The sequence below is a fragment of the Pseudomonas sp. 8_5_2 genome (assembly GCF_059295255.1).
This window is the reverse complement of the sequence record NZ_CM181238.1, coordinates 190,219-214,933: the sequence shown is the minus strand read 5'-3', so window position 1 is coordinate 214,933 and position 24,715 is coordinate 190,219. Positions and strand designations below refer to the sequence as shown.

Here is a 24,715-nt window from a genome sequence, read left to right as displayed (position 1 = left end):
TTGCAATGGGTATCAGAGTTGATGTGCTGCCACTGGAAGTGAACACGCCAGGCCAGGGCCTGCTGCGGATCACCGGCTGGGAGGGCGCCAGTGAAGGGCTGCAATGCTCCCTGCAGAGCAGCCAGTCCCACGAGTACCTGCATGAAGGCGGGCACTGGGGCAACGTCGCCCACTGGTTCCGCCTGGACAACCTGGGCGCCGTTGCGGGCGCGCCGGCAATCGAGACGCGAATTGGCCCCAACCTGATCAACCCGTTGCTGCAAGCCAGCGGCACCGCCACCTTCCGCATCGAAGTCAGCAACCCGCAGACCGGGCGCAGCGACATGGGCATGGTGCGTATCAACAGCGCCATCATTGCCTCCGTCGAGTCGGGGCCGGCACTGGAGCAGTCGGCGCCACCGGCGCCGTTGCCAAGTGCATCGGTGGTTATCGAGCCACCTGCGGTCGCTACGCCGGAGCCGGAGCCTGCCCCGGCAGTGGTTGCGGAGCCCGCGCCCCGGCCGGCACCGGTAACGCCGCCGCCCACGCCTGCCAAAAAGGCCAACACCTGGCTGCTGCCACTGCTGATTCTGATCCTGCTGGCGCTTGCCGCTGGAGGCGGCTGGTGGTGGTTCAACCGCAGCCCAGCCGCAGCACCTGCACCTGAGCCGACGGCAGACCAGCCAGCGCCACAGCCCGACGCAGGCAAACCCTGCTCGCTGGAAAGCATGCAAGGCCAGACTTCCCTGGCGTTCCTGCAGACGTGCATCCAGAGCCAACCGGACAGTGCGGCACTGCTGGCAGTGATCAACCAGGCCAAGGCCAACGACCACTGCGACGTCGCCCAGCGCCTGTATGCCAACCGCGCCAACGCCGGTGACATCCAGATCGCCACGGCCTACGCCCACGAATACGACCCCAAGTACCACCAGCCAAGCAACTGCTTCAAGGCACCGGAAAGCGCCACCGCAGCGTCCTGGTACGAGACCATTCTCAGCTTCGATGAAAACAACGCCGAAGCCAAACAGCGCTACGAGGAGCTCAAGCCATGAAGATGCGTAGCGTTGGCGCCGCATTGCTGGCCTTGTCCCTCAGCCCTGCCCTGCAGGCCGCCGACAAGCCCTTGTTGCAGGACGGCAAGAAAACCCTGTTCCAGCGCGTGCTGACTACCCCTGGGTGCAAGCTGAGCGATGCCGCTGGCGCCGCCTCTGGCGCCGCGCAACCTACCTTCAGCCGCTTCTACGTGTACGAGCGTGCCCAGGCCGACGCCCATGAATGGCTGCGGGTCGGGCCCGACACCCAGGGCAAGAGCATCGGCTGGCTGCCTGCCGACTGCACCGTCGACTGGAAAATGCAGCTGACCCTGGCCTTCACCAACCCGGCCAACCGCGACCGGCTGATGTTCTTCAAGGAGCGCAACCAGCTCGAAGGCATCCTCAATGCCCCCGACCCGGTCAGCCACGTGGCACCGCTGCGCGCCAAGCTCAAGCATGGCGCCGAGGCAGCCGGGGTGCTGGCCGAAGAGCCCGAGTACTTCGTCGACCTGCAGAAGAACTTCTACCTGCTGCCAGTGCTCAGCGGCGAAGAGGTGATGACCGAAGAAGGCTTCCGCACCCGCATCCTCAACGTGGCCTCGGTCAGCAAAGCCGACAGCGCCGCAGCGGCAACCCCAGCGCCGAGCCAGGCCGCCGCCAACCAACAGCTGAAAGCGTTCAGTGCCGCTGTGGTGTTCGTGATCGATTCGACCATCTCGATGGACCCGTATATCGACCGTACCCGTGAAGCGATCAAGCGCGTCTACACGCAGATCGAAAAGGAAAATCTGGGCAAGCAGGTCAAGTTCGGCTTGGTCGCCTACCGTTCCAGCACCAAGGCGGTGCCGGGCCTGGAATACGTCAGCAAGATGTACGCCGACCCCAACACCGTGAAGGACGGTGCCGACTTCATGGCCAAGGTCGCAGACCTCAAGCAGGCCAAGGTGTCCAGCAGCGAGTTCAACGAAGATGCCTTCGCCGGTGTGATGTCGGCCGTGGACCAGATCGACTGGAGCGCATTCGGCGCGCGCTATGTGGTACTGATCACCGATGCCGGTGCCATCGACGGTGGCGACAAACTGTCGAGTACCGGCCTTGGCGCCGAACAGGTCAAGATCGAAGCCAGCAACCCGGGTGTTGCCCTGTACACGCTGCACCTGAAAACCCCGAGCGGCTCGAAGAACCACAGCAGCGCCGAGGCGCAGTACCGTACCCTGTCCAACTACCCGGGCACCAATACCTCCCTGTACTACCCGGTCAATGCCGGCGATGTCGAGGCCTTCGGCCGCAAGGTCGATGGCCTGGCCGCCGCCATCACCCAGCAGGTGCGGGCTGCCTACATGGGCGAGGACGCCATCGGCAGCGCGACCAATGCCAAGGCCGACCCCACCGAGAAAAAAATGCTCGAGGATGCGGCGCTGATAGGCCACGCCATGCAGCTGGCCTACCTTGGCAAGGCCAACGGCACCCAGGTGCCACCCGTGTTCCAGGCCTGGATCAGCGACCGTGACCTGATCAAGCAGAACGTGCCCACCACCGATGTGCGCGTGCTGTTGACCAAGGCCCAGCTCAGCGACCTCAGCGATGTGCTCAAGCAGATCCTCGACGCCGCCAACGAAGGCATGATTTCGCCCGACGAAATGTTCACCCGCCTGCGCTCGGTAGCCGCCACCATGGGTGCCGACCCGAACCAGCTGAAGCAGGGCTCGACCACCCGCGTGGCCGACTTGGGCGTGCTCGGCGAGTACCTGCAAGACCTGCCCTACCAGAGCGAAGTACTGAACCTGGACGAAGAAACCTGGAAAGGCTGGGATGGCCTGGCCCAGGAGAAATTCATTCGCAGCCTGAGCAGCAAGCTTCGCCATTACCAGCGCTACAACGCGGACGTGGACCGCTGGGTCGCCTTGGCCCCGGGCAGTGACAGCCGCGATAACGTCTACCCGGTACCGCTGGAAATGATGCCCTGACCGCACATGCTCGATATCAAGGGATTACGGATTGTTCGAGGCGAAGGATCGCAGGCTCACCGGGTACGGCTGGATGAGCTGTGCCTGCGGCCTGGCGAAGTACGCGCCATCACCGGCGAAAGCGGTTGCGGCAAGAGCACGCTGCTGGAAGCCATCGGCCTGCTGCTCAAACCCGAGCAACTGACCCACTACCGGCTTGGCCCGCAACGCCAGGATGTCGCCAGCCTGCTGGCCCAGGACCAGCAACCGGCGTTGGCGACACTACGCTCGCGGGAGCTTGGCTTTGTGCTGCAGAACGGCGGGCTGCTGCCCTTCCTCAGTGTGCGCGACAACATTCTGCTGCCGCGCCGCCTGCTTGGCCTGGCCCCTGGCTGCGCGGCCGTGGACAAGGCCGTCGAGGCACTGCGCCTGGCACCGCTGCTGGGCAAACTGCCCCAGGCGCTATCCATCGGCGAGCGCCAGCGGGTCGCCTGCGTACGCGCCATCGCTCACGAACCACGGGTGCTGTTGGCCGACGAGCCGACCGCTGCACTGGACCCACACAACGCCGAGCGCTTGTTCGAGCTGCTGCTGAACCTGGTGGCCGAGCTGGGGCTCAGTGCCTTGATCGTGTCCCACGACTGGGCGTTGGTCGAGCGCTTCGGCCTGCCGCGCCTGGGTGCCATCAATGGTCAAGGGGAAACACGCTTTGAACCCGTGGCATAAACGCCTGGCCCTGCTGATCAGGCTGTCGCTGGCCGACCTGTGGCATGACCGCAATGTTTCCTTGTGCATGGCCGCCTCGCTGGTCGCCGTCATCGCCCCGCTGTTGCTGCTGTTCGGCCTCAAGCACGGCGTGGTCAGCCAGTTGCAGCAGGAGCTGCTCAGCGACCCACGCAACCTTGAGGTGAAGATGCTCAGCAGCGGCCACTACGAGCAGGCCTGGCTGCAGCGTTTGCAGGCGCGCCCGGAAGTCGGCTTCGCCATCGGCCAGACCCGCTCGCTGAACACCCAGGCCGATCTGCTCGGGGCGCATGGCCGCTTCGCCGATAACGTCGAGGTCATCCCGACCCAGGCCAATGACCCGCTGTTGGCGACAGCCCTGAGCGAGCTGGCGACCGACCAGCTGATCCTCAGCGAACGGGCCGCGCAACGCCTGGATGCCAAGGTTGGCGACACGGTTCGCCTGCGCGTTGCCCGGCGCCTGAACGACGTCAACGAGCGTGGCGAGCGGGCCCTGCAGGTACGTGCCGTCGTCAGCTCGGTACGCTTCGCCCGCCCAGCCGCTTTCGTCAGCCCCGATCTGCTGATGGAACTGGAGCACTACCGCGATGGTTACCTGGTGGCCAGCCTTGGCGCCAGCAGCGGCCAAGCCCTCGACGCGCTGAAAGTCGGTTACGCCCGGGCGCGGGTCTATGCACGGGACATCGACAGCGTGGCACCACTGGAGCAGTGGCTGAACGAGCAGCGCATCGAAACCGCCAGCCGCCTGGCAGAGATCAACAACGTCAAGGCGATCAACCATGTGCTGGGGCTTATTTTCGGCGTCATCGCCGGCGCCGCCCTGATCGGCTGCATCGCCTCGCTGGTCGGGGCCTTCCTGGCCAACATCGACCGCAAGCGCCGGCACCTGGCGGTACTGCGCCTGCTGGGTTTCAGCAGTGCCGCGGTGTCGGCCTACGTAGTGCTGCAAGCGCTGGTGCTCAGCCTTGCCGGCTACCTGGGCGGCCTCGGCTGCTACTACCTGGGCAGCCTGCTGTTCGACCGGTTGCTGGTCAGCAGCCAGGCCACCGGCGCCTTCATCTGTCATATCACCGTGTGGCATGGCCTGGTCGCCTTGCTGCTGGCCTTCCTGGTCGCCGGCCTGGTCGCCCTGACAGGCGCCTTGCGTGCCATACGGATACAACCTGCGGAGAGTCTGCGTGAACTCTAAAGCCTACAGCCGCCTGCTTCTGGCGCCACTTGGTCTCGGCTTCGCGCTGCAAGCAGCAGCGGCAACCTGGGACGAAAAGTACTACAACCCGATGCCTGATGCCGACGACGTAGTGCTGCCCATGCCCTGCGACGGGGCGATGGTGTTTCGCAAGGTGATGATCCCGGTCGCCGGCCCGCTGGACGACTACCCGATCAACATCGGCCAGGACAGCGGCGAGTGGGGCTATGTGGAGCAGACCCGGCCCGCTTTCATCGCCGGCAGCTTCACCAGCCCCAAAGGCGAGAAGTCGCGCTACTACCTGCTGGCCAAATACGAGATGAGCCAGTTGCAGTACAAAGCGTTGACCGACGAAACCTGCCCGACTGCCTCCAACAAGCAGCGCCTGCCGGTGGTCTCGGTTGCCTGGCTGGACGCCCTGCAGGCCGCCGACAAATACAACCGTTGGCTGCGTGCCAATGCTGCCGCCAAGTTGCCCCGGGAAGACGGCGCCCTGGGCTTCCTGCGCCTGCCTACCGAGGTGGAATGGGAGTTCGCCGCACGCGGCGGCTTGCAAGTGAGCACCGCCGAGTTCCGCGAGGGTCGCTACCCCATGCCCGAGGGCCTGAATGCCCACGAGTGGTTCGCTGGTGCCCAGTCTGCCAACGGCCAGTTGCAGCTGACCGGGCTGCTCAAGCCGAACCCGCTGGGGTTGCACGACATGCTCGGCAATGCCAGCGAGATGATGTTCGAGCCGTTTCGCCTGAACAAGCTCGACCGCCAGCACGGCCAGGCCGGCGGCTATGTGGTACGCGGTGGCAACTACCTCACCAGCGAAGGCGACCTGCGCACCTCGCTGCGCCAGGAAGAGCCGTACTACAACGCCGAAGGCGCCGTGGCCAAGAAAACCAACGGCCTGCGCCTGGCCATGGTTTCACCCACCCTGACATCGCGCGAACGGGTCAAGAGCATCGAGAAAAGCTGGAGCAACCTGGGCAGCGATCAACCGGCCACCCAGAGCAAGGACAAGGGCACCGTCAAGGCGCTGGAAGAGCTGGCCTCGAACGTGGAAGACGAAGCGCTCAAGACCCAGCTCAAGACCGTCGAGAACCAGCTGCGCGCCAGCAACCAGCAGCAACAGGAAGCCCGCGACCAGGCGATCCGCGCCAGCCTCAACCTGGGGGCGTTCCTCTGCACCAAGATGCTCGACGACGGCCAGTACCTCGACTTTCTGCAGAAGAACTACGCCAGCAACTGCAAGGTCGGCGAAGAAGACCCGACCTGTGGCGTGCGCAAGGTCAAGCTCGAAGAACAACAGGAACGCCTGCACAAACTTAGCCGCTACTACGCCAGCTCACTGGTGGAGTCCGGTTCGCTGTATGGCAAGGACCTGCTCGACGCCCAGGTCCCGGTACTGGACGGCTCGTTCAAGGCCAACAAGAACCTCAAGGAACTGTCGCCGTACCTGCAAACCCACTGGGCCAACCAGGTGTCGTTCCTGAAAACCCAGAAAATCGACGCCACCGCGTGGCTGAACAACTGCAAGACCGTCGCACACTGACCCAAGGACCCCAGGAACCGCACCATGACCAACCCGACATCGACCCGCATCACACCTTGGCTCAGTCTGCTCATGGCTGCGTGCCTGGCCTTTACCGGTTGCGCCAACACCGGCAGTTCGCTGACCGGTAGCCAGGGCACCGCCGACCCGCGCCTGACCACCGGCAACGATGCCAAGTTCTTCACCACCTCGGGCTTCCAGGCCTGCGCCATTGCCGCTGGCGGCGGCATCCTCGCCTGCATGCTGTCCAACTCCGGCAACAAGGCTGCCTGCTCGATCATCGCCGGTGTCGCCGCGTGCGGTGTGGCCATGGGGGCCAACTATTACCTGGACCAGCGCCGGGCAAAGTATGCCGATACCACCGAGCGCCTGAATGCGATGACCACCGAAGTGCAGGGTGAAACCGCCAAGGTCGCGGAGCGCACCAACACGCTGCAGCGCGTGATCAACGACGACAAGCAACAGCTCGCCAGCATTCAGAAAAGCATCAAGGCCAAGACCGTGGACAAGGCCAAGGCGCAGCAGGACATCGCCAACATCGACCAGAACATCGGCCTGATGCGCAAAGACCTGAACAACATGAAAGCCCGCGTTACCGAATACCAGCAGGTCACCAAGCTGGAGCGCGATGGCGGCGCCAGCCAGGCCGAAGTGCAGAAGGTGGAAAGCGAAATCGCCAAGATGAACACCAAGGTCGCGTCGCTGCAGCAGGAGGTCGACGGCCTCTACAGCCAGCGCTCGGCCATTACCCTGGGCTGAAGGAGAGCACCCCATGTTCGTGCGTAATTGCTTGTGCCTGGCCCTGCTGGCCAGCCTTGCCGGGTGTGCAACCACTGCCTCGCAGTGCAATGCCTCCGACAGCAACGCCAGCCTGATTGGCAAACTCAACTGCGACTACGGCGGCGGCTATGCCGAAGGCGTGCGCAACAGCGAGCAGAACCTGCTGAGTGCCAAAGAGCAGAACCGCCAGTTCAACGAGGTCTACGCGCAGTTGAGTGCGCTGCAGGCCTCGACCCGCCAGGACCTGCAAAGCCAGCAGCGCCAGCAGGCCAGCCTGGAGCAGTCGTTGAATGGGCTGCTCGGCACCCTCAAGGCCCGGCATGGCAACAAGAGCGATGTGCAGAAGCAGATCGCCAGCCTGGAGCAGCAGCTCAAGACCAACCAGGCGGCACCCTCGCAAAATGCCAGCAACGCCCAGATCGAAGCCCGCAAACAAAAACTCAAGGACCTGCAACAACAGGTCAGCCGCCTTCAGCTGAGCCTGGGTTACGAGTAGAACCTCTTCGGCAGCTTCGGCTGCCGAATCTTTTCAGGATATGCACATGCAGCGGGTCACCCGCGACACCAGCCCCGCCAGCAACGACCTGCGGGTGCTCGAACAAGCCATGGCGATCATCGTCAGGCATTTCCCACCAAGCATCGCTCATCAGTTTGCCACCCCGCGCGACGGCAAGGATGGCCTGCGCGAATGGTGGTCGGAGCTGCAAGGCCAGCCACACCGCTACCACGACCTTGAGGCCGAGCAGCAAGCTGCCTTGCTGCGGTTTTACGACGAGCGTCAGGACGCGGTACGCCAACTGGTCGGCAAACTGCAAAGCCTGGGCCAGACCAATGAGGCAGCGCTGCTGGAAAAACTCATCCGGCCTGCCGACCTGAACAACCTGTACAGCGTCAACGGCCAGCCGCTGGTCGTGCGCTGGGCCGAGCCGGCCCCGGTCACGCCTGCAACCGCACCCTTGCCCGCCCCAGCGCCAGTGGTGCGCCGGCGCCGGGTATGGCTGCCGTGGTTCCTGCTGCCGTTGCTTGGCCTGCTGTTGCTGGCCCTGGCCTTGTGGTTGGGCTGGCCGTATCTGCAGCACTGGCTTGGCAGCCGCCCTGCCACGCCCTTCGCCTGCGTGAAAGACACGCAGCTGCAGCCGCCCGAATTTGCCGTGGTGCTCGACACCTCGGGCTCGATGCAACTCAACGTTGCCGCTACCCCGGAGGACGAAGCGTGGTTCTTCAAGCACATCAATGATGACCCGAACATCGATCAGCAGCGCGTCGCGCACATTACCCAGGCCCCGTGCGCATGGACGTGGCCAAGAGCAGCCTGACCCACCTGATCAACGACCTGCACCCGGCGATCGACATGCGCGTGGTGACCTTCGACGGCTGTCGCGCTCCCCTGGACCATGGCGTGTTCAAGCTTGCCCAGCGTCCGGCGCTGATCGAAGGCATCCAGGCACTCGAGCCCAATGATGGCACCGCCCTGGCGGCCAGCCTGGACGTGACGGCCAGGGCCATGAACGGCCGTGACCGCGACGGGGTGATATTAATGTTTATCGACGGTGCCGACGGGTGCGAGCAGGACGTGTGTGCAGTGGCGCAGCGTATCGCCCGCGAGCAGCCACGCCTGCGCGTCAACCTGATCGACATCAGCAACAGCAACCTGGCCAGCTGCGTCGCCGAGCAAACCGGTGGTCGCATCTATTCCGCCAACGATGCCGAGCAGGTGGCCACAGCCCTCAAGGACGCCAGCCAGGAAGTTTCCAGCACGGCCGATTGCGACTAGGACGAACCATGCAAAGGGTAAACCGCGACACCCATGCCAGCCAGGATGCTGCCAGTGCCCTCGAACAGCGGGTGGCGCTGATTCGCCAGCATTTTCCGCCGGGCATCGCTCACCTGTACGCGATACCGAGGCAGGGGCGCGACGGCGTACTGGAATGGTGGTCCGAGCTGGAAGGGCAACCGCACCTGTATGCCACGCTGGATCGCGAGCAGCAGGCCGTGCTGCTCAGGCGCTACCAAGAACGCCAGGCAGCCGTCGGCCAGTTGGCGGACGAACTGCACAAACGCGGCCAGGCACCGGCCGCAGAGGCGTTGCGCACGCTGATCGGGCACCCGGACCTGGCCAACCTGTACAGCATCAACGGCGAACCGCTGGTGATTCGCTGGGGGCAACCGGCACCTGCCACGGCAAAGCCGGCGCCGGCGCCGGTGCCGCCACCGCCACCGCCACCGCCACCGCCAAAGGTAGCGCCGGCGCAGCCGAAACCCGCGCCAACCGCAAAACCCGTCACCAAGCGAAGCGTAGTGCTGGTCGAGCGCCGCCGCTGGCGCCTGTGGCCGTGGTTGCTGCTGGGTCTGTTATTGCTACTGCTCTATGGGTTGTACAGCAGCTGGCCGGCGCTGTACCAGCGCTGGCAAGGCTACACGCAGGCGGCAATCTGTATGCCAGGGGGTGGCTTCCAGGCCTCGGAGTTTGCGGTGGTGCTGGACACCTCCGGCTCCATGGACCAGCGCATCAGGGTGAAACAGGCGGAAGACCCCTGGTACATCGGCTTGCTCGCCCGTATTCCGTTCGTCGATGAACTGCTGGCCAACAACCAGCCGCAACGGCTGACCCGCATGGACGTGGCGAAAAGCTCGCTGACTGCCGTGATCGGCGACCTGGACAAGAACGTGGACATGCGCCTGGTCACCTTCGATGGCTGCCGCAGCCCGGTGGACCACGGGGTCTTCGGCCAAGGCCAGCGTGCCGACCTGGTCAAACGCATCGCAGATCTGAAAGCACGTGGCGGTACAGGGCTGGGCATCAGCCTGGAAGCGGCAGCCAGCAAGCTGAACGGGCGGGACCGCGACGCTGTGATCGTGATGTTCGTGGATGGCCGGGACAGTTGCGGCACCAGTGTGTGCAGCGTGTCGGAACAGATAGCCAAGAGCCAGCCACGCCTGCGGATCAACGTGGTCAACATCAGCGCCAGCACCGGTTCCAATTGCGCAGCCAGCAATACCGGCGGGCGGGTTTACACCGCCAACGATGCAGCCGCAGTGGCGGCGGCCCTCAAGGAGGCGAGCCAGGAGGTTGCCGCGGGTGGTTGCCTGTAGACGCAGCGATGGATGGCACCGGCTGCGCCGGTGTTCGCGGCTAAAGCCGCTCCCACAGATGCACCACAGGCCTTGAGGTCAGTGCCACTCCGGTGGGAGCGGCTTTAGCCGCGAAGAGGCCCGCACAGGCGAACACCGATGACGTTTTTCAATCGACTGCATGCCGTTTCCTGCATTGCCGTGCAGAGCGCCGTGTCGGATGCTTTAGTTACTCCGAGACAGCGCCGTTTTCCACCCGCAGAGGCCCGTATGAAGACCGTCGAACAAATCCTCAAGACCAAGTCCCAGCACCAGACCGTGTACACCATCGGCCCGGATGACTCGGTGCTCGACGCCCTGAAAATGCTGGCGGAGAAAAACGTCGGTGCGTTGCCCGTGGTCGAGGGCAACCAGGTGGTGGGTATCGTCAGTGAACGGGACTATGCACGCAAACTGGTACTCAAGGGCCGCTCTTCCGCCGCCACCCCGGTGCGCGAAATCATGAGTGCGCCTGTGGTCACCGTGGAACCCAAGCAGAACCTCGAGTACTGCATGAACCTGATGACCAACCGCCACCTGCGCCACCTGCCAGTGGTCAGCAACGGAGAGTTGCTCGGTCTGCTGTCGATTGGTGACCTGGTCAAGGAAACCATCGCCGAACAGGCCGGCCTTATCCTGCAGTTGGAGCAATACATCCGCGGCGAATGAGGCCCCTCTCAATGGTAGGCGCGCTCCAGTTCGTCCAGTTGATGGTCGAAGCTGCGCAGGCGCGCCGACCAGGTGTACACCAGCACTTCCAGGTCACGGTTGAGCACGGCGGTATTGCCATGGCCGCTAGGGGTGGGTTCGCCAAGGTCCAGCTGATAGCGCTCGCGGGCCATGGCCTGGGCAACGCTGGACAGGTCGCGGGCATTTGCCAGCCAGTGGTGGTGATGGTCGTGAATTTCGCGGTCAAGCGTGCGGCACTGGCGCTTCAGCGCATCCAGGCTCTGCTCCAGCGGGGTGCCCTTGAGCTCACCCATGACCTCTTCGAACGTACGCCCCGAATGCCAGTAGCTGCCCCAGAAATAGCGGTCGAACACGGTTTCGACGCGGCGCAGCGCGACCTTGGTGTTCCAGATGGTCAGCAGCGTTCGGCCCTGGGTCACTTCGCGCTTGTTCAAGTGCAGCTGCTGCCAGGCGATCCAGGTCAGCGTCACCAAAGCAGCCGCCACAGTGATTGCAGCGGCGGCATACAGAAAGTGCACCGCCTGGTTCATCTGTTGCGTATGCCTGATGCCGTAGAAGTAACTGGCCGTCAGCGTGCCCAGGATCATCACGGAGCACCAGAAACCTGGTGCGTAGGGATCTTTCATGGCGCTATCCCCTATTGTTTTCCTGAGCATAGCAACGGCCAATCACTCGTCAGGTGCCGCTCGGCACTTTATTTTTTCTGGGGATGAAGCGCCTCGTTCAGTTGGTCGATCATGGGAATCCAGTCGTCATCAGCGATGTATTTTTCTTTCAGGAAATCGCGCTGCGAATCGTTCCAGAATGGGGCATCGACCAGTTTCACATCGTCGTCGAGCGGTGAGTGAGTCGTGATGAACCTGTCGATTTCGACCGGGTCGTCAGACAGCCCCAACTGTTTGAAAATTTCAGACAAAGGATGAATCGGATTGTCCATGGTTCCTCCTCGGTGCCGAACCGATCATCGACGATGCCGGCCCGGCATGGGTTGAGAGCATCAGCTGAGCTCACGCACTTCGGCGCGCGGCACCAGCTTCAAATATTGCTCCATGCTCATGTGAATCAGATGATCGTGATCACCCGCCTCCAGATAGACATCGCCCTGGCGAGTAAGACTCGAATCAAGCAGCATCTTTATCTGGTATGCATCGCCCAACGCAGGCACGGCCCCCCGTTCGCAGTCGCCGAACAGGCTCGGCAGGCCGCTTTCACGGGTCAGTTGCCAGGCCCCCGACATGCGCACCTTGCTCATGTCCAGGTGCCGGTTGGCCGGTAGTACGGCCATGATGTAGTTGCCATGCCGGTCATCGAGCATCACCGACTTGGCGACCCGCTCAGCGGGCACGCCAGCCGTGCGGGCCGACTCCAGGCTGGTGGCCGAATGTGGATGGGGAATGATGTCGTAGTCGCAGTTGGCCTTGTCCAGGCGATTCTGCAGGGTCTTTGCCATACGCATGGTGCACCTCCGGTTTCGCCCCCCAATCTTCAATTTTAGGCCGGCTGCCGGCAGCCGGGGCTAAACTTGTTGTATGAGGACGACCGAGGTGACGACAGGTGATCGCCCGCTGCTGGCGCTGGCTGTTGCTGCTGTTGCTGCTTGGCATCACGCCGAGCGGTCAGGCTGCGGCCGGTGAGCAAGCCGTGCTGTTGTTGCCGGTGAGTGTCGCCGGCGCGGCACTGATCCTCCTCGGCATCGCCTTCATGCTCGCCGAAGCCTTCCTGCCCAACTACGGCGTAGTCGGCTTTGCCGGCATCATCGCCTTCGTGGTCGGCGCGCTGTGCCTGATCGACACCGATACCCCCGGCTTCGGCCTCCCGCTGGCCTTGGTCGCTACGCTGGCACTGCTGCTGGTACTGCTGATCGGTGGGGTGCTGGCGATGGCCGTGAAGGCGCGCCGACGGGCGCTGGTAAGCGGCGACGCCGGCCTGCTGGGTAGCCTGGCCACCGTCACCCAGGTGATGGCGGGCAACCCGTTGCGTGGCGTGGTGCTGGCGCAAGGCGAGCAATGGCAAGTGCAATGCGCGACACCGCTGCAAGCCGGCCAGAACGTGCGGGTGACCGCGCGCAATGGCGTGATGCTGGAAGTCAGCGCCGCCGGGCTGGCGGCGCAAGGAGCGTGACCATGTTCATGCAAGGGGGTTTCGGCGCGATAGCAGTCGTTGTGGCGATGCTGTTGCTGTCGGCATTTCGCATCCTGCGCGAATACGAGCGCGGCGTGGTGTTCCAGCTGGGACGCTTCTGGCAGGTGAAGGGGCCGGGGCTGATCCTGTTGATCCCGGTGATCCAGCAAATGGTCCGGGTCGACCTGCGCACCGTGGTGCTGGATGTACCGACGCAGGATGTGATCACCCGCGACAATGTCTCGGTCAAGGTCAACGCCGTGCTGTACTTCCGTGTGCTCGACCCGCAAAAGGCGATCATCCAGGTCGAGGACTTCATGGTGGCGACCAGCCAGTTGGCCCAGACCACCCTGCGCGCGGTGCTCGGCAAGCACGAACTGGATGAATTGCTGGCCGAGCGCGAACAGCTGAATGCGGATATCCGCCAGGTGCTGGATGCGCAGACTGATGCCTGGGGCATCAAGGTGGCCAACGTCGAGATCAAGCACGTCGACCTCAACGAATCGATGGTACGCGCCATCGCCCGCCAGGCCGAGGCCGAGCGCGAACGACGGGCCAAGGTGATCCATGCTGAGGGCGAATTACAGGCGTCGGAAAAGCTGATGCAGGCGGCGCAGATGCTGGGCAAGGAGCCGGGGGCGATGCAGTTGCGCTACATGCAGACGCTGGGCGCGATTGCCGGGGACAAGAGCTCGACCATTGTCTTCCCGTTGCCGGTGGATTTGCTCAAGGGGTTGATGGACCGGCAGGAATAGCGGCAAGGCATTCGTCGGCGAGCCTGCGAATGCCTTGCCTGCGGTGTATCAGAGGGGCGCGCGGCGCAGGGTAGCCAGGAAGGTAGCGGCACCAATGAACAACCCGGCAAACGTGCGGTTCAGACGCTTCTGCTGCTTGGGCGTACGCAGCAGGCGCAGCACCCGCGAGGCCAGGCCGGTGTAGCCCGCCATCACCAGCATGTCCACGCTGATCATGGTTACCGTGATGGCCACATACTGCGGCAACAGCGGCGCATGCGGGTTGAGGAACTGCGGCAGCACCGCCAGCATGAACACCAACGCCTTGGGGTTGCTGACGTTGACCAGGAAACCACGGAACACCAGGCTAAGCGGCTTGCCGATCGGGCGCACGGCGGACTCGTCGCTCATGTCCATCGGCAGGGCCCGCCACTGCTTGTAAGCCAGGTAGACAAGGTAGCCAACGCCGAACCATTTGATGACCTGGAAGGCCGTGGCAGAGGCAGCCAGCACGGCTCCGACACCGGCGGCAATAATGGCGATTTGGACAATCAGGCCCAACTGCAGGCCCAGGGCGTTCCAGTAACCACGCCAGAAGCCATATTGCAGGCCGCTGGACATCGAGGCGATCGCCCCGGCACCGGGTGAAAGGCTGATCACCCAACAGGCGGCAAAGAAGCCCAACCATACTTCCATCGACATCACGCACCTCGCTCGAACATATGTTGCAAAACGTTAAGCTAAGGCGTTGGTGAAAAAATAACCAGTTATTTTTGGGGGCGTTCGCCTTGAGACCTGCATCGTCTATGAGACCGAGCGCCGCCCGCGCGGCGCTCGATCTCACAGGCGCTGAAAGAGTCAAGGCGAACACCCTTCAGTCCTCACCCAATCCAAGCCCCCCGATCAAGACAGCGCCTCAAGCTCCGCCTGCATGCTTTCGAGGGTCTCCAGCGCTTCCATCCAGGCCTCTTCCAGCTCGCCTTCGCGCTGCTTGAGCTTGGTCTGGCGCGCCAGCAGGTCACGCAACTCATCCTTGCGTGCAGCTTCGTACAGACCGCCGTCACCCATGACGGTATCGATCTCGGCCAGTTGCGCGTGCACCTGGTTGAGCTCGCTTTCCAGCTTGTCAGCGGCTTTCTTGTGCGGGGCCAGTTGCTGGCGCAAGGCTGCCGCAGCCTGGCGCTGGGCTTTCTTGTCGGTCTTGTCCGGGTTGACCGGGGCAGCGCTGGCCGGGGCGCTGCGCTGGCGGAACTCGACCAGCCAGCGGCTGTAATCGTCGAGGTCGCCATCGAAGGTATCGACCTTGCCGTCGGCCACCAGCAGGAAATCGTCGGTGGTGCTCTTGAGCAAGTGACGGTCGTGGGATACCACCACCACCGCCCCCTCGAACTCCTGCAGGGCCATGGTCAGCGCCAGGCGCATTTCCAGGTCGAGGTGGTTGGTCGGCTCGTCCAGCAGCAGCAGGTTCGGCCGCTCCCAAGCGATAAGGGCCAGCGCCAGGCGGGCCTTTTCGCCACCGGAGAAATTCACTACCGGCTCGTCGGTGCGGGCACCGTGGAAGTCGAAACCACCCAGAAAGTCGCGCAGGGTCTGTTCGCGCTCGGTGGGGGCAATGCGCTGCAGGTGCAGCAGCGGGCTGGCCTTGTCGTCCAGCGAGTCCAGCTGGTGCTGGGCGAAATAGCCAACGGCCAGGTTTTCGCCACGTACCAGGCGGCCGGACAGCGGTTCGAGCTCGCCGGCCAGGTTCTTGATCAGGGTCGACTTGCCGGCACCGTTGGGGCCGAGCAGGCCGATACGCGCACCCGGTGTGAGCTGCAGCTTGACCTTGTCGAGGATGGCCTTGTCACCATAACCCAGGCGGCCTTCGGACATGCTCAGCAACGGGCTGGAGATTTTCTGCGATTCGCGGAAGACGAAGTCGAACGGCGAATCGACATGCGCCGCAGACAGCTCCTCCATGCGCTCCAGGGCCTTGATCCGGCTTTGAGCCTGGCGGGCCTTGGTGGCTTGCGCCTTGAAGCGGGCGATGTACTTTTCCATGTGCGCGCGCTGCGCCTGCTGCTTCTCGTAGGCTTGCTGCTGTTGCGCCAGGCGTTCGGCACGGGTGCGTTCGAAGGCGCTGTAGCCGCCCTTGTAAAGGTTCAGCTTGCGCTGTTCGACGTGCAGCACATGGTCGACCACGGCATCCAGGAAGTCGCGGTCGTGGGAGATCAGCAACAGCGTGCCGGGGTAGCCCTTGAGCCAGTCTTCAAGCCACAGGATGGCATCCAGGTCCAGGTGGTTGGTGGGCTCGTCGAGCAGCAGCAGGTCGGAAGGGCACATCAATGCCTGGGCCAGGTTCAGGCGCATCCGCCAGCCACCGGAAAAGTCGCCGACGCGGCGATCCATCTGCTCGTTGGTGAAGCCCAGGCCCGCCAGCAACTTGCGCGCACGGGCGTCGGCGGTATAACCGTCGGCGCTTTCCAGCTCACTGTGCAGGCGTGCCAGGGCGGTGCCGTCGTGGGCTTGCTCGGCCACCGCCAGTTCGGCCTGGACCTTGCGCAGGCGCACGTCGCCGTCGAGCACATAGTCCACGGCCAGGCGGTCGAGGGTGTCGACCTCCTGGCGCATGTGGGCAATGCGCCAGTCACCGGGCAGCAGGCAATCGCCGCCATCGGGCGACAGCTCACCGCGCAGCAAGGCGAACAGGCTGGATTTTCCGGCACCGTTGGCGCCGATCAGGCCGGCCTTGTGACCGGCGTGCAGGGTCATCTCGGCGCCATCTAGCAAGCGCTGCGGACCACGCTGTAAAGTGAGGTTGGATAGTCTGATCATGATGGTCGCGGAGTCTACCAGCTTCCTCGGCCCATAGCGCGAGTGGAACCATGCACACCGACCTGTGGAATCACGCCCTGGCCCTGTATACCAAGCCCGGCGTAGAGGCCGCCTGCCTTGACCTGCAGGCGCTGGGTGGCGATGTCTGCCTGCTGCTGTGCGCAACCTGGCTGCAAGCACGTGGGGTAGCGGTGGGGGACGCGCGCGTGCAGGCGCTGCGCGAGGTTGCCCAGCGCTGGCAGCAAGAAGTGGTCACCCCCTTACGCACCTTGCGCCAGCAATGGCGAGCTGCAGCGCAGGATGATGCGCAGCTGGCGACCTTGCGTGATCAGGTCAAGGGGTTGGAGCTGCAGGCCGAGAAGGCCTTGCTGGAGCGCTTGCAGAAACGCTCGCTACAGTGGGCCGCGGACTCGGCTGAGCCCACGGACGATTGGCTGACCCGGCTGGCGCCGGAACAGGCTCGGCACCACGACGCGCTGGGTCGGTTGCGCGTCGCGGCGGCCGCGCTTCAGGACGCCGAAGAAGGTGCCTGAGCCGGGGTGCTGGCAGGTGCCGAAGCGCCTGTCGAAGCTGCCGGAGAAGCTGAGTTGGTCGCAGTGGCCGGGGTGCTGGCGGGCGTAGACGGTTTCGCTTCGGCTGGCTTGCTGGCGGCCGGTTTGGCGGCGGCTGGCTTTGCAGCGGGTTTGGCCGCTGTACGTGCCGGTGCCTTGGCGGCAGCTGGTTTTGCAGCTGGCTTGGCGGCAGCGGCTTTCGCTGGCGCCGGCTTGGCCGCAGCAGTAGCTTTGGCTGCTGGCTTGGCCGCTGGTTTGGCTGAAGCAGCGGCCTTGGCAGCTGGCTTGGCCGCAGGTTTGGCTGAAGCAGCGGCTTTGGCAGCTGGCTTGGCCGCAGGTTTGGCTGCAGCAGCGGCTTTGGTAGCTGGCTTGGCTGCAGGTTTGGCTGCAGCAGCGGCTTTGGCAGCTGGCTTGGCTGCAGGCTTCGCCGCAGCAGCAGTTCTGGCAGCTGGCTTGGCAGCAGGTTTGGCTGCAGCAGCAGTTCTGGCAGCTGGCTTGGCCGCAGGTTTCGCCCCAGCAGTAGCTCTGGTCGCTGGCTTGGCCGCAGCTGGCTTGGTGGTCTTGGCGGCGCGCTGATCAAGCGCCTTGGCAGCTGCTTCGCGAACCTTGCCTACACCCTGGGCCAGTTTCAGGCTGTCCTGAGCATCACGCTTGAGTTGCTGGATATACGCGCGAGTCTGAGTCTGACGTTCCTTGAGGGAATCGAGCAGGTCTTCAAGTTCGCCGATGGCTTTTTGCGCCTTGTTCTGCGCCTTGGCTTTACCTGCCTTGGCCGAATCCTGAAGTTTCAGGCGACCGTTGTGCAGTTTTTCCTGAGCCTTGCCACGCTGCTTTTCCAACTTGGCCAGCAGTTTCTCCGCATCAGCCAGCGCTTGTGAGCAGGCATCTTCCAAGTGTTCGAGCAGGCTGCCCGAAAGTTGCTGGAGCAGGTGCAACGGCGTACTTACTGGCTTCTTCTTGGCCGACATGGTTTACCTCCTGGCTGACGAGATTGCGGCTCATACTATGCTTCTGCTGCTACCGCCGCTAGGGCATGTTGACAGTAATATTTACGCCGCGTTGCATGCCTGGGCAAAGTTGTTATCTTGCAGCTGCATGAAAGTGTAGTTGCAGAATTAATCATTGCTGATATTTGCCAGTTGCCTTGCAACGCATCCCTGTAGGAGCGGCCTTGTGTCGCGATGGGCCGCAAAGCGGCCCCGGCAATATCAGCTTGATGCACAAACCCTGGGGGCGCTTCGCACCCCTATCGCGACACAAGGCCGCTCCTACACGGACTGCGCGCCAGGAGCCGACCATGCCTCGATATCTTGTTTTAGGTTTGTGCCTGCTGGCACCCATCGCCCTGGCGGACAGCGATGAGCACGACCTTGCCTACAGCCTGGGCGCCAGCCTGGGCGAGCGGCTGCGTCAGGACATGCCAGGCCTGCAGCTGGATGCGCTGGTCGAGGGGCTGCGCCAGTCCTACCAGGGCCAACCTTTGAAGCTGGACAAGGCACGCATGCAGGCCGTGCTCCAGCAGCACGAAACACAGGAAGGCGATGCCGCCACGCAAAAGTTGCAGGCTGCCGAAACACGCTTCATGGCCAATGAGCGCGGGCGTTACGGCATGCATGAATTACCGGAAGGTGTGCTGTACAGCGAACTGCAAGCTGGCACTGGCGCGCAGCCGAAACCGGGCGGGAAGGTACAGGTGCGCTATGTAGGCAGGCTGCCGGATGGCTCGGTGTTCGACCAGAACCAGACCCCTCAGTGGTTCAGCCTGGACTCGGTAATCGAAGGCTGGCAAGTGGCATTGCCGCAGATGCACGCTGGCGCCAAATGGCGCCTGGTGATTCCGTCAGCACAAGCCTACGGTGCCGAGGGCGCGGGTGACTTGATTGCACCCTACACGCCACTGGTATTCGAAATCGAGCTGCTGGCGGTTGGCGACTGACGCACGCCCTCAGGCCTCGACCGCACCTTCTTCCTTGTGGGCGTTGTGCAATACCTCGATCAGGCAGTCTTCAAGCTCGAAGCGCTCGTGCAACAGAGCGCCCAACTTGGTCAGCTTCTCGGCGAAACGCTCGGTGTCCTTGCATTCGCCCTTGGCGCAATGATCATTGAACGCCAATGCGATCTGGGTGCTGTCGTTGATCCGCGGGTTGATCTCCTCGGCCAGCTTCAGCGCCTTCTGGTCATCGAACGCCTTGGCCTCACTGACCAGCTGCTCGCAGACTTCGAAATGCCACGCCGAAACGTAGTCGACCAGCAGGCCGCAAAAATCCCCGTTCGTGTCCTTGTCGGCGAAGGCCGGCTTCAAATCGCGCAGTGCGCGGAAAGCCTGCACCAGTTCCTGGCGCTCCTTCAGCCAACGGTCGATCAGATCATGAACCCCACCCCAGCGTTCCTGGGCGTTCTGACAACTATCGAGCATGGCGATCTCTTCCCTTCTGGGTAGATGCCGCTGCACCTCGCGCGACGAAGACGAAGCACAAAGGTGACATCAGCAGGACGGCATCGAGCAGTTGTGTTTTCAGTATGCGTGCTGGGAGATTATTCCCGCACGGCCTGCCCTTCAAGGTACGCAGCAGACTAAGTTCATACAAGTGTTTAATACCCGGTGATATCGCCATTGGTCGCACTAATGGCCCCGCCTTGCGCCAGGTCAGGTTCTTGCCAGGCTGCGGAAACGATACGCCAGCAGGCAGCTCAAGGGCAGCATCGCCAAAAGCAGAAAGGCCAGCAGGCTCCACTCGGGCAGGGTGAGGTCAAGAAAGCTCCAGGTCAGCGAGTGGCAACCCGGGCCACCGAGCAACAGTTGCCGGGCAGCCTCGCCCCAGGATTGCTCGAGCAACCGCCCGATCGGCACGGGGCAGCCATGGCTCGCCCCATCGGCACCCTGCAACCAGACATGCCGTGCGGCCAGCAACGCGCCGGCCAGGGAGCAGCCCAACGTCGCCCGCGCGTAATGCCGGATGCCCTGCCCGCCTGGTGCCTGCAACACCGCCGCCAGGCACAGCAACGCATACACGCCAAGCACCAACCGCTGACTGAGGCACAACGGGCACGGCACCAGCCCGAGCATGTTTTCAAGCTGGAAGGACGCGGCCAGTACCGTCAGTGCGGCCAGGCAGGCAGGAAGAAAAAATGTGCGCAAACGGGCCGGCAGCATGGGCGGGGAAAGTCCGGGGAAAATGTAGTGGCTTGAAACAGTAGAGGAACGACGCGCTTTGTTTCAAGGCGAGACAGTAGCGAGAAGTCGCTGAGTCGCGAAGGATATTTCTACCAGAGCGGTAGGAAACGTCTGAAGAAAAGGACGGCAGATATGACTTACATCAATGGAAAAGCTACCCGCCCCCATGGCCCGCACCTTGGCGCGGGCCATGGGGTAGGTCAGGCGCGTACGCCTTCTGGCAAAGGCAGGGCCAGCAGACGCTCGTCCAGCAGGCCGAGGCCCTCCTGGAATAGCTGGTTGCTGCGTTCGGTCTCGCCCAGGCCGGCAAGCAAGCGGGCCAGCTCGGCACAGGCCTCGGGGTTGCGCTCCATGCGCAGGCTGCTTTCAAGGTAGTCACGCGCCTTGCCCCACAGACGGTTCTGCAGGCTCAGGCGGCCCAGGGTCAGCAGCAGGCTGGCGTCTTGCGCGTGAGCCTTCAACCAGCCTTCGGCGGTTTGCAGTTGGCGTGCAGGGTCGTCACCGCGCACCAGGCCGTACAGGCGTGCCAGGTGGCTTTCGTAGTCTCGCTTGAGGGCCGTGCGCAACACCTGCTCGGCTTCGCTTTCGGCGCCCACCTGGCGCAACTGCTCGGCATAGGCCAGCACCAGTTGCGGCTCCTGGCGCTGGGCCGCAGTCAACTGCTGCCAGGCTCGCTCCAGGGCCTGACGTGCAGCTTGCGCGTCCTCGCCACGGGTCGTCGCCAGGCTCAGGTTCTGGCCCCAGGCGCGTTGCTCCAGCGCCGCCAGCTCGGAAGCCGGCAAAACCTTGCCCTTGCGCAGGTCGGGCAACAGGCGGATCAGTGCCGACCAGTCGCCGCGCTCCAGGTAGAGGCGCTGCAGCAGGCGCAGCACCTGGCTGTTGTGCGGGTGACGTTCCTGCATGGCCAGCAGGGTTTCCAGGGCACCATCACTTTCGCCACGGTCCATCTGCAACTGGGCATGGGTCAGGGCGATGGCCAGTTCAGCTTGCGGTTGGCGCTCCAGGGCACGCTCCAGCAGGTTGTCGCTGTCTTCGGTACGGCCTTGCTCGTTGGCCGCCCGCGCGGCACCCAGGTAGTACAGCAGCGGCTGCCGCTCGGCCTCGGCGGCACGGTGCAGGTGGCGCTGAGCGCTGGCCCAACGGCCCTCGGCGAGGTCCAGCTGGCCCTGTTCGATGGACAGGCGGATACGCCGGCTGCGGTTACGCCGCGACCATGGGTTGACCACGCCACTGGAGGTCAGCACCAGGCCCACCAGGTAACGCAGCAACCACAGCACCGCGACCACGGCCACCAAGCCGGCCAAGGCTGCCCAAAGCCCGGACTGATAGCGGAAGCTGCCATAGGAAACCAGCACATAGCCGCTGTGCTTGGCGACAGCAATGCCCAGCGCCGCTGCGATCACGATCGCCAGCACCGCCAGCAGGTAGACACGCTTCATGGCTTGCCCCCTCCAGCCTCGGCCGGCAGATGACGGCGCTGGATATAGGCCTGCACCGAAGCCAGGCTTTCGCTGAGGTCAGGCGTGACCACCGACACCGGCTGGTCGGCCAGGGCATTGAGGCTGTCGAGCATGGCCTTGCTTTGCGGGTTGTCGGCGTTGAAGTTGGCCAGCAGCACGCTGCGGGCATCGTCCAGCGCCTGGCTGTAGACCTTGGCGTCACCATTGAGCGCCGCCCACTGGGCCTGTTCGATGGTCAGGCTCAGGGCCAGGCGCAGCTGGTTCAGTTGCTGCCCGGCCAACAGCGGCCGCACGTTGTCATCGGCGTTGAAGTCGATCTGGAAGTACTTGGAGATCTCAGCCCACCACTGCGACAGGCGGCTGGCACCATCACCGTCTGAGGTCAGGGCACCCAGGGCATCGGCATTGCTGTCGAATTCGGGCGACTGGGCGCTGAGCTGCTGCACCAGCTCACGCTGCGCGGCCAGCTTCAGGAACAGGCCGGTACGGTCAGGCTGCTGGGTGCTGTTGAGCGTGGCCAGGCTGCGTGCCAGTTGCTCGCGGGCAGCGAAGGCGCCCGGATCGCTTTGCTCGCGCAGGATTTCGTCGGCGCCCTCGACCAGCGCCTTGGCACTGGTGATGTCCTGCAGGGCCGACAGGCGCAGGGTCGCCAGGCGCAACAGGTGCTCGGCCTCGGCCAGGCGCCATTCCTTGCGGCTCTCGCCAAGCACGGTTTCCAGACGCTGGCTGAGACGCTGCTGGTCGCCTTGCAGCTGCGCCACCAGGCGGCGGCGGTCTTCCAGCTCACTGGCTGCCGGCAGGCTGGCCAGCTGCGCGCTGATTTGCTGCTCGCGTTGCTGCAGGGCTTCGGTGCGCTGGTTCAGCGCCTCGAGGTGCTGGCCCTGGTTGAACTCGCTGCCTTGCAGTTGACGCACCTGCCAGACACCCCAGCCACCTACTGCGACCCCGGCCGCGCCCAATAGCAGGGCCAGTGCTGCCAGGCCACTGCCAGAGCGCTTGGCAGGAGGCGGGGCAACGGGGTCCGCCGGCGTCTGTGCCGACGGCTGATCGTTATTGGACAAGACAGTCTCGCTCACGTATCCATCCTTTGCATGGGGGCGCATCGCGTTCAGCTTAGCGCCTTAAGAGGCAGGTGCAGCGCTGCGCTGCACGGCTGCCAGCAAGGCCGTGGCACTGGCGCCACGGCAATCCACAACCTGTTGGGCCCCGGCGGCCCTGGCCTGTTCGGCGACCCGCGGGCTTGGCACGAACAGCGGCAGCTGTGCCAGCTGCGGCCAATCGGCGCCGGCCATTTGCTGCAAGTGTTCAAAACCCTGCCCACTGCTGACCACCAGGCCATTGAGGCGTTCCGCTTCGATGCGGCGCATCAGCGTGCCCGGCGGGTAAGCCGGAAGGCAGCGACGATACAGTTCCAGATAATCGACACTAGCACCTTGCTGTGCAAGACGCTCTGCCAGCAGTTCGCGACCTCCGACGCCACGAACGATCAAGACGCATGGCGCTGCCACCTCCAGCGCCTGGTGCAGGCCAGGCATGGCCAGCAAGGCCTCGCTGTCATCACCACGCGGCGGGAAGCTTACCTCGAGGCCTGCGCCCTGCAGTACTGCGGCGGTGGCCTCGCCCACGGTGAACCAGCCCTGCTGTGGAGGCCGCAGGCCAGCCTCGGCCAGTTGCTCGAGCAACAGCCTGGCGGCCGGTTTGCTGACCACGATGATCGCGGCAAAGCCATGCAGGCTTTCCAGCAGCAGGCGTTGCCGGGCATCCACAGCCACAGGCTCCAGCGCCAGCAACGGCAGGCAGCTACTGCCCACCCCCGCTGCCGCCAGGCATTGCGCCAGCGCCTCGCAGTCCTCGGCAGGCCGGGTCAGCAACAGGCGCCATTCACTCACGGGTGGCCGGCCTCGCCATAGACTTCCTTGAGGATGGCCTCGGCGCCCTGGCCCAGCAGGTCTTCGGCCACTTGTACGCCCAGGCTTTCGGCGGCCGCGCGGGGAGCGCGGGCATCGGCCACCAACAGGGTACCTCCGCTGGGCTGGCCGACCAGGCCACGCAGCCAGAGTTGATCGCCTTCGAGCACCGCGTAGCAGGCGATCGGCACTTGGCAGCCACCATTCAGGTGTTTGTTCAGGGCGCGTTCGGCCACCACCCGGTCGGCGGTATCGACATGGTGCAGTGGCGCCAGCAGGGCGTGGATTTCCTGGTCAGCGCTACGGCATTCGATGCCTACCGCCCCCTGGCCGCCAGCCGGCAGGCTGTCGTCGACGCTGATATTGGCGGTGATACGGTCTTCGAAGCCCAGGCGGATCAGGCCGGCGGCGGCGAGGATGATGGCGTCGTACTCGCCGGCATCCAGCTTGGCCAGGCGGGTGTTGACGTTGCCGCGCAGGAAGCGGATTTGCAGGTCCGGGCGGCGCGCCAGCAACTGCGCCTGGCGCCGCAGGCTGGAGGTGCCGACGATGCTGCCGGCAGGCAATGCTTCGAGGCTGGCGAAACGGTTGGACACGAAGGCATCGCGCGGGTCTTCGCGCTCGCAGATGCAGAACAGGCCCAGGCCTTCGGGGAAGTCCATGGGCACGTCCTTCATCGAGTGCACGGCGATGTCGGCCTCGTTGTCCAGCAGGGCGGTTTCCAGTTCCTTGACGAACAGGCCCTTGCCGCCGATTTTCGCCAGCGGCGCGTCGAGCAGCTTGTCACCACGGCTGACCATGGGCACCAGGGTTACCAGCAGCCCGGGGTGAGCCTGTTCGAGGCGGGCTTTGACGTATTCGGCCTGCCACAGGGCCAAGGCACTTTTACGGGTGGCAATGCGGATTTCGCGAGTGGACATGAAACGCCCCGATCCAGAGA

General features: G+C 64.1%; 26 protein-coding genes and 1 pseudogene. 15 read left to right on the top strand and 12 right to left on the bottom strand.

The window, feature by feature from the left end:
- Positions 1-5: 5 nt before the first annotated feature.
- The 11 genes from AC5O5R_RS00900 (at position 6) to AC5O5R_RS00850 (ending at position 10,992) form a co-directional block, all read left to right on the top strand.
- Positions 6-1,031 carry a hypothetical protein gene (locus AC5O5R_RS00900; RefSeq protein ID WP_172225923.1) on the top strand — a complete coding sequence of 342 codons (1,026 nt, stop codon included), beginning with the start codon at positions 6-8 and terminating at the stop codon, positions 1,029-1,031.
- Positions 1,028-2,980 (top strand): vWA domain-containing protein, encoded by a 1,953-nt coding sequence (locus tag AC5O5R_RS00895; protein ID WP_494514899.1) that lies wholly within the window; start codon positions 1,028-1,030, stop codon positions 2,978-2,980. The genes AC5O5R_RS00900 and AC5O5R_RS00895 overlap by 4 nt, the downstream gene beginning before the upstream one ends.
- 6 nt (positions 2,981-2,986) lie before the next feature.
- Positions 2,987-3,685, top strand: coding sequence for an ABC transporter ATP-binding protein (locus tag AC5O5R_RS00890; RefSeq protein WP_172229649.1), 699 nt, complete (start codon positions 2,987-2,989; stop codon positions 3,683-3,685).
- Complete coding sequence (locus AC5O5R_RS00885; protein ID WP_172229651.1) at positions 3,669-4,892, top strand: ABC transporter permease; 1,224 nt, start codon at positions 3,669-3,671, stop codon at positions 4,890-4,892. The genes AC5O5R_RS00890 and AC5O5R_RS00885 overlap by 17 nt, the downstream gene beginning before the upstream one ends.
- Entirely contained in the window at positions 4,882-6,432 is a 1,551-nt protein-coding gene (locus tag AC5O5R_RS00880; RefSeq protein ID WP_172229665.1) for a formylglycine-generating enzyme family protein, read from the top strand. The genes AC5O5R_RS00885 and AC5O5R_RS00880 overlap by 11 nt, the downstream gene beginning before the upstream one ends.
- Before the next feature lie 24 nt (positions 6,433-6,456).
- Positions 6,457-7,191 carry a hypothetical protein gene (locus tag AC5O5R_RS00875; protein ID WP_172229668.1) on the top strand — a complete coding sequence of 245 codons (735 nt, stop codon included), beginning with the start codon at positions 6,457-6,459 and terminating at the stop codon, positions 7,189-7,191.
- Between the two features lie 13 nt (positions 7,192-7,204).
- Complete coding sequence (locus tag AC5O5R_RS00870; protein ID WP_172287457.1) at positions 7,205-7,708, top strand: hypothetical protein; 504 nt, start codon at positions 7,205-7,207, stop codon at positions 7,706-7,708.
- 46 nt (positions 7,709-7,754) lie between these two features.
- Positions 7,755-8,528: a hypothetical protein gene (locus AC5O5R_RS00865; RefSeq protein ID WP_494514898.1), complete on the top strand. Its 774-nt coding sequence runs from the start codon at positions 7,755-7,757 to the stop codon at positions 8,526-8,528.
- The gene (locus AC5O5R_RS00860) at positions 8,504-8,986 is read left to right on the top strand and encodes a vWA domain-containing protein (protein WP_494514897.1); all 483 of its coding nucleotides are present in this window, start codon (positions 8,504-8,506) and stop codon (positions 8,984-8,986) included. The genes AC5O5R_RS00865 and AC5O5R_RS00860 overlap by 25 nt, the downstream gene beginning before the upstream one ends.
- Positions 8,987-8,994: 8 nt before the next feature.
- Positions 8,995-10,305: a VWA domain-containing protein gene (locus AC5O5R_RS00855; RefSeq protein WP_494514896.1), complete on the top strand. Its 1,311-nt coding sequence runs from the start codon at positions 8,995-8,997 to the stop codon at positions 10,303-10,305.
- A gap of 249 nt (positions 10,306-10,554) precedes the next feature.
- Positions 10,555-10,992, top strand: a complete 438-nt coding sequence (locus AC5O5R_RS00850; RefSeq protein WP_172287460.1) for a CBS domain-containing protein — start codon at positions 10,555-10,557, stop codon at positions 10,990-10,992.
- An 8-nt stretch (positions 10,993-11,000) separates the two neighbouring features.
- Here the strand turns inward: AC5O5R_RS00850 and AC5O5R_RS00845 are convergent, their stop codons facing one another.
- The 3 genes from AC5O5R_RS00845 to AC5O5R_RS00835 form a co-directional block, all read right to left on the bottom strand.
- The gene (locus AC5O5R_RS00845; RefSeq protein ID WP_172232250.1) at positions 11,001-11,639 is read right to left on the bottom strand and encodes an NADH:ubiquinone oxidoreductase subunit N; all 639 of its coding nucleotides are present in this window, start codon (positions 11,637-11,639) and stop codon (positions 11,001-11,003) included.
- A gap of 68 nt (positions 11,640-11,707) precedes the next feature.
- Positions 11,708-11,950, bottom strand: coding sequence for a DUF2789 domain-containing protein (locus AC5O5R_RS00840; RefSeq protein WP_172232253.1), 243 nt, complete (start codon positions 11,948-11,950; stop codon positions 11,708-11,710).
- A gap of 60 nt (positions 11,951-12,010) precedes the next feature.
- The gene (locus AC5O5R_RS00835) at positions 12,011-12,469 is read right to left on the bottom strand and encodes an aminoacyl-tRNA deacylase (RefSeq protein ID WP_172232256.1); all 459 of its coding nucleotides are present in this window, start codon (positions 12,467-12,469) and stop codon (positions 12,011-12,013) included.
- A 182-nt stretch (positions 12,470-12,651) separates the two neighbouring features.
- On the opposite strand from AC5O5R_RS00835, the pseudogene AC5O5R_RS00830 reads away from it, so the two are divergent.
- Positions 12,652-13,134: pseudogene (locus AC5O5R_RS00830) on the top strand (NfeD family protein); the annotation flags it as partial.
- A gap of 2 nt (positions 13,135-13,136) precedes the next feature.
- Positions 13,137-13,889 (top strand): slipin family protein, encoded by a 753-nt coding sequence (locus tag AC5O5R_RS00825; RefSeq protein ID WP_494514895.1) that lies wholly within the window; start codon positions 13,137-13,139, stop codon positions 13,887-13,889.
- Between the two features lie 48 nt (positions 13,890-13,937).
- On the opposite strand, the gene AC5O5R_RS00820 is transcribed toward AC5O5R_RS00825, so the two are convergent.
- Entirely contained in the window at positions 13,938-14,570 is a 633-nt protein-coding gene (locus AC5O5R_RS00820; protein WP_172287461.1) for a LysE family transporter, read from the bottom strand.
- Positions 14,571-14,771: 201 nt separating this feature from the next.
- The gene (locus AC5O5R_RS00815; protein WP_172231820.1) at positions 14,772-16,682 is read right to left on the bottom strand and encodes an ATP-binding cassette domain-containing protein; all 1,911 of its coding nucleotides are present in this window, start codon (positions 16,680-16,682) and stop codon (positions 14,772-14,774) included.
- A 50-nt stretch (positions 16,683-16,732) separates the two neighbouring features.
- On the opposite strand from AC5O5R_RS00815, the gene AC5O5R_RS00810 reads away from it, so the two are divergent.
- On the top strand, positions 16,733-17,215 hold the full coding sequence (locus AC5O5R_RS00810; protein ID WP_494514894.1) for a TIGR02444 family protein: 483 nt from the start codon (positions 16,733-16,735) through the stop codon (positions 17,213-17,215).
- On the opposite strand, the gene AC5O5R_RS00805 is transcribed toward AC5O5R_RS00810, so the two are convergent.
- Entirely contained in the window at positions 17,191-18,201 is a 1,011-nt protein-coding gene (locus AC5O5R_RS00805; protein ID WP_494514893.1) for an AlgP family protein, read from the bottom strand. The genes AC5O5R_RS00810 and AC5O5R_RS00805 overlap by 25 nt on opposite strands.
- Before the next feature lie 329 nt (positions 18,202-18,530).
- Between AC5O5R_RS00805 and AC5O5R_RS00800 the strand changes: the two genes are divergently transcribed.
- Complete coding sequence (locus AC5O5R_RS00800) at positions 18,531-19,169, top strand: FKBP-type peptidyl-prolyl cis-trans isomerase (RefSeq protein WP_172286903.1); 639 nt, start codon at positions 18,531-18,533, stop codon at positions 19,167-19,169.
- A gap of 9 nt (positions 19,170-19,178) precedes the next feature.
- Here AC5O5R_RS00800 and rsd read toward each other — a convergent pair whose 3' ends face one another.
- The 6 genes from rsd to hemC all read right to left on the bottom strand — a co-directional run bounded on the left by rsd (position 19,179) and on the right by hemC (position 24,695).
- Positions 19,179-19,649, bottom strand: coding sequence for a sigma D regulator (gene rsd / locus AC5O5R_RS00795; protein WP_172225456.1), 471 nt, complete (start codon positions 19,647-19,649; stop codon positions 19,179-19,181).
- 231 nt (positions 19,650-19,880) lie between these two features.
- A complete protein-coding gene (locus AC5O5R_RS00790; protein WP_172225458.1) occupies positions 19,881-20,387 on the bottom strand; it encodes a disulfide bond formation protein B in 507 nt (168 codons plus the stop codon).
- A 221-nt stretch (positions 20,388-20,608) separates the two neighbouring features.
- The gene (locus AC5O5R_RS00785; protein WP_494514892.1) at positions 20,609-21,847 is read right to left on the bottom strand and encodes a heme biosynthesis protein HemY; all 1,239 of its coding nucleotides are present in this window, start codon (positions 21,845-21,847) and stop codon (positions 20,609-20,611) included.
- On the bottom strand, positions 21,844-22,944 hold the full coding sequence (locus AC5O5R_RS00780) for a uroporphyrinogen-III C-methyltransferase (RefSeq protein ID WP_372242899.1): 1,101 nt from the start codon (positions 22,942-22,944) through the stop codon (positions 21,844-21,846). Before AC5O5R_RS00780 ends, AC5O5R_RS00785 begins: the two co-directional genes overlap by 4 nt.
- 45 nt (positions 22,945-22,989) lie before the next feature.
- Complete coding sequence (locus tag AC5O5R_RS00775; RefSeq protein ID WP_372242900.1) at positions 22,990-23,757, bottom strand: uroporphyrinogen-III synthase; 768 nt, start codon at positions 23,755-23,757, stop codon at positions 22,990-22,992.
- Positions 23,754-24,695, bottom strand: a complete 942-nt coding sequence (hemC, locus tag AC5O5R_RS00770; protein WP_172225464.1) for a hydroxymethylbilane synthase — start codon at positions 24,693-24,695, stop codon at positions 23,754-23,756. The genes AC5O5R_RS00775 and hemC overlap by 4 nt, the downstream gene beginning before the upstream one ends.
- Between the last annotated feature and the right edge of the window lie 20 nt (positions 24,696-24,715).